We start from the raw sequence: 13,357 nt of genomic DNA, 5'->3' as shown, positions 1-13,357 counted from the left end.
CGCTCCGGCCACGCCCGAGGGCCGGGCGGTGACCACCACCCGGCCCCGTTCCCCGTTCGCCAGGCCCTCGGCCGGTCAGCGCCAGGGCCCCGTCACCGCGAACGTCGTCCCCGGCGTGTAGCAGTTCACGAACATCGTCGCGCCGTCCGGCGCGAACGTGACCCCGGCGAACTCGCCCCACTCGGGCTCCTCGGGTGTCCCGATGTTCTGCCGTCCCCGTGCCATCGGGTACACCTCACCGCGCCGCGTCACCCCGAGCACGTGCTGCGCGCCGCCGCCGTCCTCGCAGACCATCAGCCCGCCGTCGGCGGCGAGGCAGATGTTGTCCGGGGACTCGCCGGGCAGCTGGACGTCCGTGTCCGGCCCGAAGACGACGACCAGGGTGAGCCGTCGCCGCTCGGGCTCGTACCGCCAGACCTGGCCGAAGTGGTCGGCAGCCGATCCCTGCGAGCTGTGGGCGAAGCTGGAGACGAAGTAGACCGACGATCCGCCCCAGTAGCAGCCCTCCAGCTTCTGGGCGTGGGTGATGCCCTTCGGGCCGAAGTCCTGGTGCCGGATCGGTGTCTGAGCGGCCTGCGGATCCGGTACGGGCACCCACTCGATCCGGTCGAAGCGCGCGCCGGTCTCCTGGACCGCGGAGAGGTCGGGCACCCCGGGCACCCGCATCGCCTCCAGGGTGCCGCCCGCCCGCAGCGAGCCCGTACCGCCGAGCGGCTTCTCGGGGAGGAAACGGTAGAAGAGGCCGAACGGGCGCTCGAAGGCGTCCTCGGTCTCGTACACGATCCCGTTCCCCGGATCGACCGCGATCGCCTCGTGCTGGAAGCGGCCCATCGCGGTCAGCGGTACCGCCCCCGTGCGGCGCGGGTCGGCGCCGTCCACCTCGAAGATGAACCCGTGGTCCTTCGTGTACCCGTTGGTGCCGGCCCTGTCCTCGGTCTCCTCGCAGGTCAGCCAGGTCCTCCACGGGGTGGGTCCCCCCGCGCAGTTGACGGCCGTACCCGCGATGGCGACGCGCTCGCCCAGGACGTGGCCCCGGCCGTCGAGCTCCAGGGCCGTGCAGCCGCCCTTGCCCATCGGGTCGTAGGTGAGGCCTTGGACCGTGGGGACGGAGAACCGGGCGTCTGGCCGGTTCTCGTGGTTGCGCACGAGGTGGACGCGGCCGTGGCGGCCCGCGAAGGCGGCCATGCCGTCGGAATGGCTGGGCACCGGTCCCTCACCGGAGCGGAGGGCGTCGCCCTCCCGGGAGAGGACCCGGTAGCGGAAACCTTTCGGCAGATCGAGCAGGCCGTGCGGGTCCGGCACGAGCGGGCCGTAACCGCTGTGGCCGCGGGCGGCTGCCGTGCCCGCGAAGAGTTCGGTACAGGCCCCGGTGAAGGCGATCGACGCGGCGGCGGCGCCGCTGCCGGCCAGGACCTGTCGTCGTGTCGCGAGCCGTCGAGGTGCGGATGACATGAGGCAACTCCCTGTTGGCGGACAGGTGACGTGAGATCGTCGGGATCAGACCTGCCCGGTCGAGCGCCTCCGCGAACGTTGTCATGCCCACGGCTTGCGATCCGTGCCGGAGCGCCGGGGGAGCAGCAGCCGGAAGGTACGGCCGGCCACGGCGCGGACGCACGAGTCCCCGGGACGGCGGTCGCCGCCCCGGGGACTCGCACGGATATCAGGCGGCCAGCGACGCGGTGAGCGTGATCGTCGTGCCCGTGAGAGCCTGGCTGACCGGGCAGTTCGCCTTGGCGTCCTCGGCGGCCTTCACGAAGCCCGCCTCGTCCAGGCCCGGGACCTCGCCCTCCACCGTGAGGTGGATGCCGGTGATGCCGGTGCCGGGCTGGAAGGTGACCTCGGCCTTGGTGTTCAGCCTGGCCGGCGGGTTGCCCGCCGAGGCCAGGCCGTTGGAGAGCGCCATCGAGAAGCAGCTGGAGTGCGCGGCCGCGATGAGCTCCTCCGGGCTGGTTTTGCCGTTCGCCTGCTCCGCGCGGGACGGCCAGGAGACCGGGTACTCCCCGATCCCCGAGGAGTCGAGGGTGACGACACCCTTGCCCTCGAGCAGGTTGCCTTCCCAGACCGTGTGCGCCTGACGCGTGGTAGCCATACGGGGTCCCTTCAAACGGTGTACGCGGTTGTGCGGTCGCGTACGCGGCACCCGGGAGCGCCACGGACGCGGTCCGCCCCCCGAACCTACTGCGCCACCAGACCCTTCGCGTCACGCGCCAGCGCTGTCAGCCGCGAGATCGCCCGGAAATACTTCTTCCGGTACCCGCCGTTCAGCATCTCGTCGCTGAACAGCCGGTCGAACGGGAGACCGGAGGCGAGCACCGGCACCTCGCGGTCGTACAGCCGGTCCGCGAGCACCACGAGCCGCAGCGCCGTCGACTGGTCGGGCACCGGCTCGACGTCGGTGAGGCAGACGGCCGTGATCCCGTCGGTCAGGGCGCCGTACCGGCTCGGGTGGACCCGGGCGAGATGGTGGAGCAGTGCGGGGAAGTCGTCCAGGGAGGCGCCCGCGGTGGCGTACGCGGCCTTGGTGACCTGTTCCGGGGAGTACGGCGGCGGGGCCTCGGGCAGTCCGCGGTGACGGTAGTCCTCGCCGTCGATCCGCAAGGGCCTGAAGTGGGCGGAGAGTCCTTGGATCTCCCGGAGGAAGTCGGCCGCCGCGAACCGGCCCTCACCGAGCTTGCCCGGCAGCGTGTTCGACGTGGCGGCCAGCGCCACGCCCGCTTCGACGAGCCTGCTGAGCAGCGACGACACCAGGACGGTGTCGCCCGGGTCGTCGAGCTCGAATTCGTCGATGCAGAGCAGCCGGTGCCCGCTCAGCGTCTGCACGGTCTGCTGGAAGCCCAGCGCGCCGACCAGGTTCGTCAGCTCGACGAAGGTGCCGAAGGCCTTGAGCGAGGGGGCGGCCGACGTGGCGTGCCACAGGGAGGCCAGCAGGTGGGTCTTGCCGACGCCGTACCCGCCGTCGAGGTAGACGCCGCGCGGTCCGGTGGGCGCGGCGGGCTTCCTCCCGAACCACTTGCGCTTCCCCGAGCCCGTCGCGTGGGCGCCGCCGAGCCCGGCGGCGAAGCCGCTGAGCACCTCGACCGCCTCGGTCTGACTCGGCTGGTTCGGATCGGGCACGTACGTCTCGAAGCGCACCGCGTCGAAGCGCGGCGGCGGCACCATCTCCGCGACCAGCCGGTCGGCGGGGACGCGCGGCTCGAGGGCGCACAGGGACTGCGGGGCCGTTTCGGCTATGGGGCTCTGCCCAGGCACGGCTGTGGAGGACGACACAACTCCTCAGCTTAACGGCCCCGCCTGTGGTGGGGAGCGGGCTCCCCACCACAGGCGGGGCCGTCACGGGCCGTGCCAGACTGCACCCCATGCGACGCCTGTTTCCTGTGACGGACCGCCGGACGGACCCGACCACCGCCCCCGGCGCCGCCGGCCGTGAGTGGACACTCGACGAACTGGCCGACGCCTACGCGTACCCCGAGCGGGAGGGGCGCCGCTGGCTCCGCGCGAACATGGTGTCCACCCTGGACGGGGCGGCGCAGCACGACGGCCGCTCCCAGGGCATCTCCGACGCCACCGACATGCGGATCTTCGGCACCCTGCGCGGGCTGGCCGACGCGGTCGTCGTCGGCGCGGAGTCGGTGCGGCTCGAGGGCTACCGCCCCGCCCGGGCCCGCGACGCCTTCGCCGGCCGGCGTGCGGCCGCCGGGCAGGGCCCCGCCCCCGCCATCGCGGTCGTCAGCGCGAGCCTGGACCTGGACTTCTCCCTCCCCCTCTTCGTCTCCCCCCTGGTCCCGACCCTCGTCATCACCGGGGCGGCGGCGCCCTCCGACCGGATCCACGCGGCCCGGGAGGCGGGCGCCGAGGTGCTGATCGCCGGTGACGGCGCCACCGTCGACCCGGCGCGCGCGGTGGCGGAACTGGCCGAGCGCGGTCTGACCCGGCTGCTCACGGAGGGCGGGCCCCGGCTGCTCGGGCAGTTCGTCGCGGCGGGCGTGCTGGACGAGCTGTGTCTGACCGTCTCCCCGATGCTCACGGCCGGCGACGCGCAGCGGATCGCGCAAGGGCCCGCGCTGGCCGTGCCGGAACGTTTCTCCCTTCTCTCGGTCCTGGAGGAGGGAGGATTCCTCTTCACGAGGTACGGGAAGGGCTGACACTTAGCGGAATGTGCCGTTCCGGTTGGTTCCAGATGGGCACACTTAGTGCTGAAACTCCGTGCAATTGCGGGGAAGGATGGTTTCAGCAGCGGCCGTCCACGGCCGACGAGACCAAGTGGAAGGGCGCCTGTCGTGTTCACAAGCGTTTTGATGATCGAGAAGCCGCTGACTCCCGAGGACGTGGAGTTCGTCACCACTCTCCACGGGGAGGAGCAGATCTCCTTCGTCGTGCTGATGCAGCCCCGCGGTGACCAGGCCGACGTACTGCTGCGCGCCATCGACGACGTGGCGATCGGGGAATTGCGGGAAGCGGCCCGCGAGAACGAGGAGCCGGAGGGCCGGGAGGCTCGCGAGCCTGCCGCGATCGCCCTGGAGTACTCGCTCCAGGAGTTGCGCACAGCCGGGTCCGAGGCGGTCGGACAGGTGATCGAGGACCACCCCCTGGACAAGCTGAAGACCGTGGTCGACGACTCCCGTGCCGACGAGGTCATCGTGCTGACCGCGCCGCACTACGTGGAGGAGTTCTTCCACCGCGACTGGGCGTCCCGGGCCCGCCACAAGGTCGGCGTACCGGTGCTCAAGCTCTTCGCGCACAGCGAATAGGCTGGGGCCGACCGCACCCACGTCACACCCTCGGGAGACACACGCATGGCACCCGGTATTCCTGCCGCCCTGGAACGGCCGCACTTCATCGGCATCGGCGGCGCCGGAATGTCGGGCATCGCGAAGATCCTGGCCCAGCGGGGCGCGAAGGTGGCGGGCAGCGACGCCAAGGAGTCCGCCACCGCACAGGCCCTGCGCGCGCTGGGGGCGACCGTCCACATCGGGCACGCCGCCGGTCACCTGGCGGACGACGCCACCTGCGTGGTCGTCTCCAGCGCGATCCGCGCGGACAACCCCGAGCTGGTCCGCGCCGCCGAGCTGTCCGTTCCGGTCGTGCACCGCGCCGACGCGCTCGCCTCCCTCATGGAGGGCCTGCGCGCCATCGCGGTCGCCGGGACGCACGGCAAGACCACCACCACCTCGATGCTCGCCGTCGCCCTGTCCGGGCTGTCCCTCGACCCCTCGTACGCCATCGGCGGCGACCTGGAGGGACCCGGCACCAACGCCACGCACGGCGGCGGCGACATCTTCGTCGCCGAGGCGGACGAGAGCGACCGCAGCTTCCAGAAGTACGACCCCCAGGTCGCGATCGTCCTGAACGTCGAGCTGGACCACCACGCGAACTACGCGTCGATGGAGGAGATCTACGACTCCTTCGAGACGTTCGTCGGCAAGGTCGTGCCCGGCGGCACCCTCGTCGTCTCCGCCGACCAGGCCGGTGCCGTCGAGCTGACCCGGCGGGTCCGCGACGTCGCCTCGCTCGACGTCGTCACCTACGGGGAGGCGCAGACCGCGGACGTACGCGTCCACAAGATCACCCCGCGCGGTCTGACCAGCGAGGTCACGGTCGTCCTGGACGGCAAGTACCTCACCTTCACGGTCTCCGTGCCTGGCCGCCACTACGCTCTCAACGCGGTCGCCGCCCTCGCCGCCGGCGTCGCCCTCGGCATCCCGGCCCACAACCTGGCCTCCGCCATCGGCACGTACACCGGCGTCAAGCGCCGTCTGCAGCTCAAGGGCGAGGCGGCCGGCGTCCAGGTCATCGACTCGTACGCGCACCACCCCACGGAGATGACCGCCGACCTGGAGGCCATGCGCGGGGCGGCCGCCGATTCCCGGCTCCTGGTGGTCTTCCAGCCCCACCTCTTCTCCCGCACCCAGGAACTCGGCACCGAGATGGGCCAGGCCCTCGCCCTCGCCGACGCCTCCGTCGTCCTGGACATCTACCCGGCCCGCGAGGACCCGATCCCGGGTGTCACCAGCACCCTGATCATCGACGCGGCGAAGGCCGCGGGCGCCGATGTCACGGCCGTCTCCGACAAGACGGCCGTCCCCGCCGTGATCGCGGGAATGGCGAAGCCCGGCGATCTGGTTCTCACCATGGGAGCGGGCGATGTCACCGACCTCGGCCCGCAGATCCTGGACCACCTGTCGAGCTGAGGGAGCCACCGTGGCGTACGACGTCGAGAAGCCGGACGAGCAATGGCGGGCGGAGCTGACGCCCGCCGAGTACGCGGTGCTGCGCAAGGCCGGCACCGAGCCCGCGTTCGTGGGCGAGTACACCGACACCAAGACGGCAGGTGTCTACTCCTGCCGTGCCTGCGGGGCTGAGCTGTTCCGCTCCGACACGAAGTTCGAGTCGCACTGCGGCTGGCCGTCCTTCTACGACCCGAAGGACTCCGACGCGGTCGAACTGATCCAGGACAACAGCATGGGCATGACCCGCACCGAGGTGCGCTGCGCCCGCTGCGGCTCGCACCTGGGCCACGTCTTCGAGGGCGAGGGTTACCCGACGCCCACGGACCAGCGGTACTGCATCAACTCGATCTCCCTGACGCTGGCGCCCGAGGAGAGCTGAGCCCTCCGCACGGCCCGGGGAGCGCCGGGGAGGTCACTCCTCCTCGGCGCTCCCCTGCGTCCCGGCCCGCAGCAGCGGGTGCACGACTCCGGGAAACACCCGGGCCCTCACGACCTCCTCGGCCGCCCCGCCCTGGACGACGGTCTCCGTCACGCCCCACGGCCGCCCGGCCAGGCGGATGGTGAGCGTGTACGAGGCCGGGCAGCCCATGCACTCGTAGCGGTCCGCCCAGACCTCCACGTCCGTGACGCTTCCCGGGTACCGCTTGACGTGCCGGTGCCGGGCATGGCACCGGTCACACGTCTCCCCGGGCTCGCACGTGCCGCCGCACGGGCAGGGGACGTCCAGTGACTCCGCGGGCCGCCACCGCTGCACGAGCATGGCGTCGCGGGTCGCGCCCATGTCCTTCATCGCCTTCAGATTGCGTGCGGCGACGTTGTACGACTCGCCGGTCGCGGCCATCCGGTCCCGGATCACGTCCTTGCGTCCGCGGTTCGTCGTCATGCTGTTTCCTCCTGGGGTGTCACGCAGCCCGCCAGGAGGCACACGAGAACAGAACCCCCCACGGTACCCGCCCTCCGGGCCGCCGCACACGCCGCGGGGGCCCGCCCGGGTATCCGGGCGCCGGCTACCCCCGGCGGACCCGCCCCGCTATCCGTCTGCCGAGGCGGCCGAGGGAGCGGGGCGGCCGGTTCCAGAGGCGGAAGGCGTCCAGGGTGCGGCTGCTGCCCGTGTGCTCGACGGCCTGCTCCACCGCGGCGACCCCGGCGGCTGACAGGGCCCGGACCGCGGGGCGCAGCACCTCGTCGAGCAGGGCGGTGCGGGTCCTGGTCCAGGCGTCGCCCGCGTGCGGGTGGGCGCTCCACACGGCGAAGCAGTCCGCCGCGTACGCGGGTTCGGTCCGCAGACGGGCCAGGACGTCGTCGTGGCGGGCGGCCCGGCCGTAGGCCGCGATCATGTCCTCGTCCCCGCTGTGCACGAACGCGTACAGCTCCGCCTCGGGCCGGTCCGGGGCGAGCAGCCGCCGGGCCAGGGCACCGTGGGCGTGCTCCAGCACCATGGGCTCCACCGGTTCCGCGAGGGCGCGCAGGGAGCGGGTGTGCTCCGCCCAGCCCGGCTCCGCCGACCCGGAGCGCAGGTCACGGGCGAAGTCCAGCAGCAGCAGACAGGCGCGCACCCGGGCGTCGATCTGCTGAGGGAAGCCGCGCAGCAGATCGTGGGCGAGTTCGGGGGCGTCCTCGTCGCCGGCCGGTGCGGCGAGCGCCGCGTCGACGAGGTGGGTCCAGGTGCCGGCGGTCCGGTGGGCGTCCGACGTGGTCTCGCCCAGCAGGGACCGCGCCTCTCCGGCCGTCGGGGTCTCCCGGCCCCACACCAGTCCGACGGCGGTCCGCAGCACCAGCGGCTCGGCGAACGGCGACATGCCCGCGGCCCGCAGAACCGTGTGCAGCACCGTCACCCGGTCCGTGCCGCGCGCCCTGGCGCCGGGTGCCTCGGCGCACATCCGGAGATGCGGCAGGGCCTGGGTCCCCGTGAACGGCAGGGGCGCGCGGATCAGCAGACGCTCCGTCGCGGCGGGGTCGTCCGGGGTGAGCCGGTCCAGCTCGCCCAGCAGCGCCGTACGGACGTCGAACTGCTCGTCCAGCAGGGCGGGCAACGCGGGACACACGGCGGCCTCCGGGTCGTCGAGCAGCGCGCGGGCCAGCCCGCGCACGACACCGGGAAGCAGTTCCGCGCAGTCCATGCCGAGCAGTCGCACGACACGCAGGACCTGCACGGTCCGGGCCACGCCCCGCGGGACTCCGGCGGCGAGTTCGGCCCGCAGCTCGTCCCCGAGCTCGGCGACCAGTGCTGCCACCGCCCGCTCCCCGGCGGCCTCGGCGAAGGCCGACCGCGCGGGCGGCTCGAGAGCCGCGTCGCCGCCACGTACCGCCTCCGTGACCAGCAGGGCGGCCAGTGGCGCGGTGACGTCGGCCGGGCTGCGGCCGTCCAGCGCGGTGAGCAGCCGGAGCGCGGCGGCACACTCCTCGGCCGTGCGGTCGTCGGCGGGCGCGGTCAACGCGTCGGTCAGCTGCCGCGTCCGCTTCTCGTCCAGCGCGTACGGCCGTTCGGCGGCCCAGTCGGCAGCGGCCGCACGCCCGGCCGAACCGAGCGAGATGCCCGCGCCGAGTGCCGTCACGGCGAGCGGGCCGGCGGCGAAGGGCTCGCCCGGCAGCTCCGCGGCGTCCCGGAAGAGCTCCGGAGCACGGCTGCGCCAGATCCGGGCGGCGGTGGCCGCCCAGGCGTCCCGCTCCGTCCCGGCGGGTAGCGGGCCGGTGGCGGCGTGGACCCGGAAGCGGGGGTCGCGCACGTCGGGTGCGTCCTCGGGAAGGACCCCGACGACCTGGTGCGGGGTGCGCCCCGGCTGCCGGGTGTACGTGGTGAAGGTCAGCCGCTCCGCGTGCTCCCGCGGCAGCACGGCGACGGCCAGGGCGATCCACCGGGCCACGTCCGCGCTCTGCCGCTCCACGAGCACCACCTGCGCGGCGGACGGGTCCTCGCTCACCCGCCGCAGATCGCCGAGGACGGCGGCGAGCCACGGGCCGCGGGACACCGCGAAATCGCCGATGCCCTCGCGCGAGAGCCCCCGCGAAGGACCGTGCGCCAGAGCCGTCGCGGTCAGCGGGTCGGCCGTCGCACGCTCCGGTGCGGCGGAGAGCCACCCCGGGGCGCCCCACGCGGCGACCGGGAGCACCCGGCCGGGCAGGGGCGTACCGGCCGGGAGATGCACGGCGTGGGCGTGGAAACCGCCCGCGCCGGCAGCCACCGTACGGCTGAGCAGATGACTGCCGTCGGAGAGCACGGCGAAGGCGAACGCGACGGGCTGCGACCGGAGTTCCGCGTCGGTGAGCCGCCCGGGAGTGCCCGCCGGCGCCTCGTAGGCGAGGAGCGGGCCTGCCTCCGCGCGTATCGGCCCGGGTATCGCGGGGTCGACGCCGGTGAACCGGCCGCCGGGCTCCCCGTCCCCGGCCGCGACGGAGATGTAGTGCAACTGCGGGAGGCTCATGCGTCGGCCCTCATCGTCCCTGCCACGTCCGGTCCCCATGACACGCACCGGCTGCCGCTCGCCGTCCTGTCGGGGCGGCCGGGACCGGCGGAGCGACGACCCCGGCGGGGAGCTTTCCGCAGTCGTGCGGGCGACGTTATCAAGGCCTGACGCCCCGTTGGGCCGCACGCGGTCCCGAGCACCGGCGGCGCCCTCCGGCCGCGCGCCCTGCCGGGAGGGCTTCGGTGCCGGGGCGGCGGACACGGCGGTGCGTCCGGGACCGCGACCCCGGGCCGGCCCCTCCACGTAACGGGTCGTCACGGGCCTCAGGCCCTGCCCCGGACGGCCGTTGACAAAGCGGAACACCGCTCCGTATCGTAATCGGAACGGTGCTCCGCTTCGGCGGAGTCGCAGCCGGACACTTCTGACCGCCCACACTCCGCCGGCCGACGAGCCGGGCGGCGGGGATCACCGAACAGGGACACGCGCACCATGAACGCATCGGAAAATCCGTCGGACGCCTTCGCGTCACCCACTCCGGTCCACTCGGTCGCCCCCGTGGTGCTGCCGGTTCCCGGCCGCCCCGTGGACCTGGAGATGCGAGTCTCCGCGCCCGTGACCGGGACCGGTCTGCCGGTCGTCCTCCTCTCGCACGGCCAGGGCTACTCGCACCACCTCTCCTCGCTGAACGGCTACGCCCCCCTCGCCGACTTCTGGGCGGCCCACGGCTTCGTCGTGATCCAGCCCACCCACCTGAGCTCCACGACGCTGAGCCTGGACGCCGACACCCCCGGCGCACCCCTGTACTGGCGCTCGCGCGCCGAGGACATGCGGCACATCCTCGACCGGCTCGACGTGATCGAGGCCGCCGTCCCGCAGCTCATCGGGCGTCTCGACCCCGGCAAGGTCGCGGTGGCCGGGCACTCCATGGGCGGACACACCGCGAGCCTGTTGCTGGGCGCCCGGCTCACCGATCCGCACGACGGCGCGGAGGTGGATCTGGCCGATGCGCGCATCAAGGCGGGCGTCCTCCTCGCCGCGCCCGGTCGGGGCGGTGACGCCCTGAGCGCGTCCACGGCCGAGAACTTCCCCTTCCTCCTCACCACCGACTTCTCCCGGATGACGACGCCCGCACTCGTGGTCGCGGGCGACCGGGACGCCTCCGCCCACCTGACGGTCCGGGGGCCGGACTGGCATGCCGATCCCTTCACCCTCGCTCCGGGGCCCAAGACCCTGCTGACCCTGTTCGGCGCCGAGCACGGGCTCGGCGGGATCTCCGGATACGACGTCGCCGAGACCACGGACGAGAACCCCGCCCGGGTGTCCGCGGTGCAGAGGCTCACCTGGGCCTACCTGCGCTCGGAGCTCCACCCCGGGGACGCCGCCTGGCAGGCGGCGTGTGACGCGCTGACGGCCGGTCCCGGACCGCTCGGAAGCGTCACGTCCAAGTAGGCCGCAGTGTCACGGCACACCCGCATTCCGCAGGACCCGGCCCCGGCGACCGGGCGAGGCCGTCAGGGCGCGCGTACGGGCGCCCTGGCCGGCGGCCCGCTCCGGGCGGGCCACTTCGCCCACGGTCGCGCCGGCTGCCGGCCGGCCACCGCGTCACACCCTGCGCACGTCCACGCCCAGCGCCGTCAGTGCCTCGGTCTCGTCGTCGGGGGCCGCCGAGCCGGTCACCACCGTGTGCAGCGCGGAGGCCGGTGCGACAAGGGCGAGGGCGGTGCGCGAGAGCTTGGCGGCGTCGGCGACGGCGACGACCCGGCGCGCCGAAGCGATCGCCGCGCGCTTGACGGCGGTGTCCTCCAGGTCGAAGGCCGTCAGGCCGTCGGCCGCGGTCAGGCCGCAGCAGCCGATGACCGCGGTGTCGAAGCGCAGCGAGGCCAGCGAGGCCTCGGTCAGCGGACCGGTCAGCGCGAGCTCGCCGGGGCGCGGCCGGCCTCCGGGCAGCAGCAGTGTCAACCGGGTCGCTCCGGTGAGGGCGTTGGCGGCGTGCAGGGACAGTGGCATGACCGTCAGGCGGCGGTGTGCGAGGGCGTGCGCCACCTCCAGGCAGGTGGTGCCGCTGTCGAGCACGACGGATTCGCCGTCCGCGATCAGTGCGGCCACCTCGGCTGCGATGCGGCGCTTCGTCTCCAGGCCCTCCTGCGCCCGGAGTGCGAACGGGGGCTCCTCGCCCCGCAGTACGAGGCTTCTCGCGCCGCCGCGGTAACGCTCCAGGACACCCTGCCCGGCCAGCGTCTCCAGGTCGCGCCGGATCGTCATCTCGGAGGCGCCGGTGAGTTCGGCCAGCTCCGCGACCGTCCGGCGGCCCGCCTCCAGCACCGCGTGGGTGATCTGCTTCAGTCGCTCTGCGCTCGCCATGAGTGGAAGTGAACAGTAATCGTGTGCGCAAAACAAACTTCCGCTCAGAAAATCTGTTTGTTAGGTTGCGGCGCATGGAAAGACACCTGCGGGTCGGCCGACTGGCCACCTTCGTCTACTTCGCTCTCTGCGGCTTCGTCCTGGGGATGTGGATCGTCCACATCCCCACCATCGAGCAGCGGGTGGGGATCAGCCACGCCGTCCTCGGCTGGCTCCTGCTGCTGCTGGGCGGCGGGGCCTTCGCGGGGATGCAGTTGATCGGCCCGCTCAGCGACCGCTTCGGCGCCCGCAAGGTCGTCCCGGTCACGTCGGTGCTCTCCTGCGCCGCCCTGGTCCTGCCGGGTCTTGCCACCAGCCCTTGGGCGCTGGGCGCCTCGCTGTTCGTGCTGGGCTGCGTCACCGGGTGCCTGGACGTCGCCATGAACGCCCACGCGGTGCAGGTCGAGCGGGGCTACGGACGGCCTGTGATGTCCGCCTTCCACGCCATGTTCTCGATCGGCGGGGTGTTCGCCTCGCTGGTCGGCGCCTTCACCCTCGGCCGGGGCTGGAGTCCGGCCGCCACGCTCGCCGCCATGGGCGTGCTCGGCCTCGGCGTCACCCTGGCCGCGATGCCTGCCCTGCTGCCCCCGGAGACCGCCCCGGCCGAGGACGCCGGCACCGCGCGGTCCGCCCGGCGTCCCGTGCCACGCCGCATCTGGATCATGGCGGCGCTCGCCTTGGTGCTCATGCTCTCCGAAGGGGTGGCGGGAGACTGGAGCGCCCTGCACCTGAAGGACGTACTGGACGCGTCCCCGTCGACCGCGGCCCTCGCCTACGGCGCCTTCGCCACCGCGATGACCGTCGGCCGTCTGCTGGCCGACCGTGTCGCCGCGCGTTTCGGCCCGGTCGCCATCCTCCGCTACGGGTCCGGTCTCGCAGCGGCGGGACTGGTCCTGGCCGCCCTCTCGCCCGCGATCGCGCCGGCCCTGGCCGGCTGGACGATCTTCGGCATCGGGCTGTCCGGGACGATTCCGCAACTCTTCAGCGCCGCGGGCCACATCGACCCCAACGCGGCCGCGACGAACGTCTCGAGGGTGGCGGGACTCGGCTACGTCGGCATTCTGGCCGGGCCCGCGGTGATCGGGCCGATGACCCATCTGATGCCGCTGAACCTGACGTTCTTCCTGCCGGTGGCGTTCTGCGTGCTCGCGTTTCTCACGGCTCCGGTGCTCGGAGCAGGGTCCGCCCGTGCCGCCGTGCCGGCGGCGGAGGAACCGGCCCCGCAGAAGGCCTGAATCGCGATACCCGGCAAGGGACTCGCGCAGCCGCCCCGCGCCAGGGCGGGTACGGCCGCGCCCCGCACCGGAGGCACCGGATGCGGGGCTC

12 protein-coding genes are annotated in these 13,357 nt (G+C 73.3%); 6 read left to right on the top strand and 6 right to left on the bottom strand.

Annotated features, from left to right (window positions below):
- Positions 1 to 75: 75 nt before the first annotated feature.
- The 3 genes from QFZ58_RS08515 to zapE all read right to left on the bottom strand — a co-directional run bounded on the left by QFZ58_RS08515 (position 76) and on the right by zapE (position 3,267).
- Complete coding sequence (locus tag QFZ58_RS08515; protein ID WP_307124315.1) at positions 76 to 1,452, bottom strand: alkaline phosphatase PhoX; 1,377 nt, start codon at positions 1,450 to 1,452, stop codon at positions 76 to 78.
- A gap of 208 nt (positions 1,453 to 1,660) precedes the next feature.
- Positions 1,661 to 2,089, bottom strand: a complete 429-nt coding sequence (locus QFZ58_RS08510) for an OsmC family protein (protein WP_307124314.1) — start codon at positions 2,087 to 2,089, stop codon at positions 1,661 to 1,663.
- 86 nt (positions 2,090 to 2,175) lie between these two features.
- Positions 2,176 to 3,267: a cell division protein ZapE gene (gene zapE, locus QFZ58_RS08505; protein ID WP_307124313.1), complete on the bottom strand. Its 1,092-nt coding sequence runs from the start codon at positions 3,265 to 3,267 to the stop codon at positions 2,176 to 2,178.
- An 89-nt stretch (positions 3,268 to 3,356) separates the two neighbouring features.
- Here zapE and QFZ58_RS08500 point away from each other — a divergent pair, with 89 nt between their 5' ends.
- The 4 genes from QFZ58_RS08500 (at position 3,357) to msrB (ending at position 6,606) form a co-directional block, all read left to right on the top strand.
- Complete coding sequence (locus QFZ58_RS08500) at positions 3,357 to 4,142, top strand: pyrimidine reductase family protein (RefSeq protein WP_307124312.1); 786 nt, start codon at positions 3,357 to 3,359, stop codon at positions 4,140 to 4,142.
- Positions 4,143 to 4,295: 153 nt separating this feature from the next.
- A complete protein-coding gene (locus QFZ58_RS08495) occupies positions 4,296 to 4,748 on the top strand; it encodes an indole-3-glycerol phosphate synthase (RefSeq protein WP_307124311.1) in 453 nt (150 codons plus the stop codon).
- 45 nt (positions 4,749 to 4,793) lie between these two features.
- Positions 4,794 to 6,188, top strand: coding sequence for a UDP-N-acetylmuramate--L-alanine ligase (gene murC / locus QFZ58_RS08490; protein WP_307124310.1), 1,395 nt, complete (start codon positions 4,794 to 4,796; stop codon positions 6,186 to 6,188).
- Positions 6,189 to 6,198: 10 nt separating this feature from the next.
- On the top strand, positions 6,199 to 6,606 hold the full coding sequence (msrB, locus tag QFZ58_RS08485) for a peptide-methionine (R)-S-oxide reductase MsrB (RefSeq protein WP_307124309.1): 408 nt from the start codon (positions 6,199 to 6,201) through the stop codon (positions 6,604 to 6,606).
- 33 nt (positions 6,607 to 6,639) lie between these two features.
- Here msrB and QFZ58_RS08480 read toward each other — a convergent pair whose 3' ends face one another.
- On the bottom strand, positions 6,640 to 7,110 hold the full coding sequence (locus tag QFZ58_RS08480; RefSeq protein ID WP_307124308.1) for a hypothetical protein: 471 nt from the start codon (positions 7,108 to 7,110) through the stop codon (positions 6,640 to 6,642).
- Positions 7,111 to 7,234: 124 nt separating this feature from the next.
- Positions 7,235 to 9,649 carry a GTPase-associated protein 1-related protein gene (locus QFZ58_RS08475; RefSeq protein WP_307124307.1) on the bottom strand — a complete coding sequence of 805 codons (2,415 nt, stop codon included), beginning with the start codon at positions 9,647 to 9,649 and terminating at the stop codon, positions 7,235 to 7,237.
- A gap of 471 nt (positions 9,650 to 10,120) precedes the next feature.
- Here QFZ58_RS08475 and QFZ58_RS08470 point away from each other — a divergent pair, with 471 nt between their 5' ends.
- Positions 10,121 to 11,080, top strand: a complete 960-nt coding sequence (locus QFZ58_RS08470) for a chlorophyllase (protein WP_307124306.1) — start codon at positions 10,121 to 10,123, stop codon at positions 11,078 to 11,080.
- Between the two features lie 153 nt (positions 11,081 to 11,233).
- Here the strand turns inward: QFZ58_RS08470 and QFZ58_RS08465 are convergent, their stop codons facing one another.
- The gene (locus QFZ58_RS08465; RefSeq protein ID WP_307124305.1) at positions 11,234 to 11,992 is read right to left on the bottom strand and encodes a DeoR/GlpR family DNA-binding transcription regulator; all 759 of its coding nucleotides are present in this window, start codon (positions 11,990 to 11,992) and stop codon (positions 11,234 to 11,236) included.
- A gap of 74 nt (positions 11,993 to 12,066) precedes the next feature.
- On the opposite strand from QFZ58_RS08465, the gene QFZ58_RS08460 reads away from it, so the two are divergent.
- Positions 12,067 to 13,266, top strand: a complete 1,200-nt coding sequence (locus tag QFZ58_RS08460; RefSeq protein ID WP_307124304.1) for an MFS transporter — start codon at positions 12,067 to 12,069, stop codon at positions 13,264 to 13,266.
- Positions 13,267 to 13,357: the final 91 nt, after the last annotated feature.

It is taken from the genome of Streptomyces sp. B1I3 (genome assembly GCF_030816615.1).
GTDB lineage: Bacteria > Actinomycetota > Actinomycetes > Streptomycetales > Streptomycetaceae > Streptomyces.
This window is presented reverse-complemented; position numbering and strand designations above follow the sequence as displayed.

Bases quoted from the DNA above. Each gene is read 5' to 3' on its own strand.
- QFZ58_RS08480 (WP_307124308.1), bottom strand. From the start codon at position 7,110: ATGACGACGAACCGCGGACGCAAGGACGTGATCCGGGACCGGATGGCC.
- QFZ58_RS08515 (WP_307124315.1), bottom strand. From the start codon at position 1,452: ATGTCATCCGCACCTCGACGGCTCGCGACACGACGACAGGTCCTGGCC.
- QFZ58_RS08465 (WP_307124305.1), bottom strand. From the start codon at position 11,992: ATGGCGAGCGCAGAGCGACTGAAGCAGATCACCCACGCGGTGCTGGAG.
- QFZ58_RS08460 (WP_307124304.1), top strand. From the start codon at position 12,067: ATGGAAAGACACCTGCGGGTCGGCCGACTGGCCACCTTCGTCTACTTC.
- QFZ58_RS08510 (WP_307124314.1), bottom strand. From the start codon at position 2,089: ATGGCTACCACGCGTCAGGCGCACACGGTCTGGGAAGGCAACCTGCTC.
- murC (WP_307124310.1), top strand. From the start codon at position 4,794: ATGGCACCCGGTATTCCTGCCGCCCTGGAACGGCCGCACTTCATCGGC.
- QFZ58_RS08495 (WP_307124311.1), top strand. From the start codon at position 4,296: ATGATCGAGAAGCCGCTGACTCCCGAGGACGTGGAGTTCGTCACCACT.
- QFZ58_RS08470 (WP_307124306.1), top strand. From the start codon at position 10,121: ATGAACGCATCGGAAAATCCGTCGGACGCCTTCGCGTCACCCACTCCG.
- QFZ58_RS08500 (WP_307124312.1), top strand. From the start codon at position 3,357: ATGCGACGCCTGTTTCCTGTGACGGACCGCCGGACGGACCCGACCACC.
- QFZ58_RS08475 (WP_307124307.1), bottom strand. From the start codon at position 9,649: ATGAGCCTCCCGCAGTTGCACTACATCTCCGTCGCGGCCGGGGACGGG.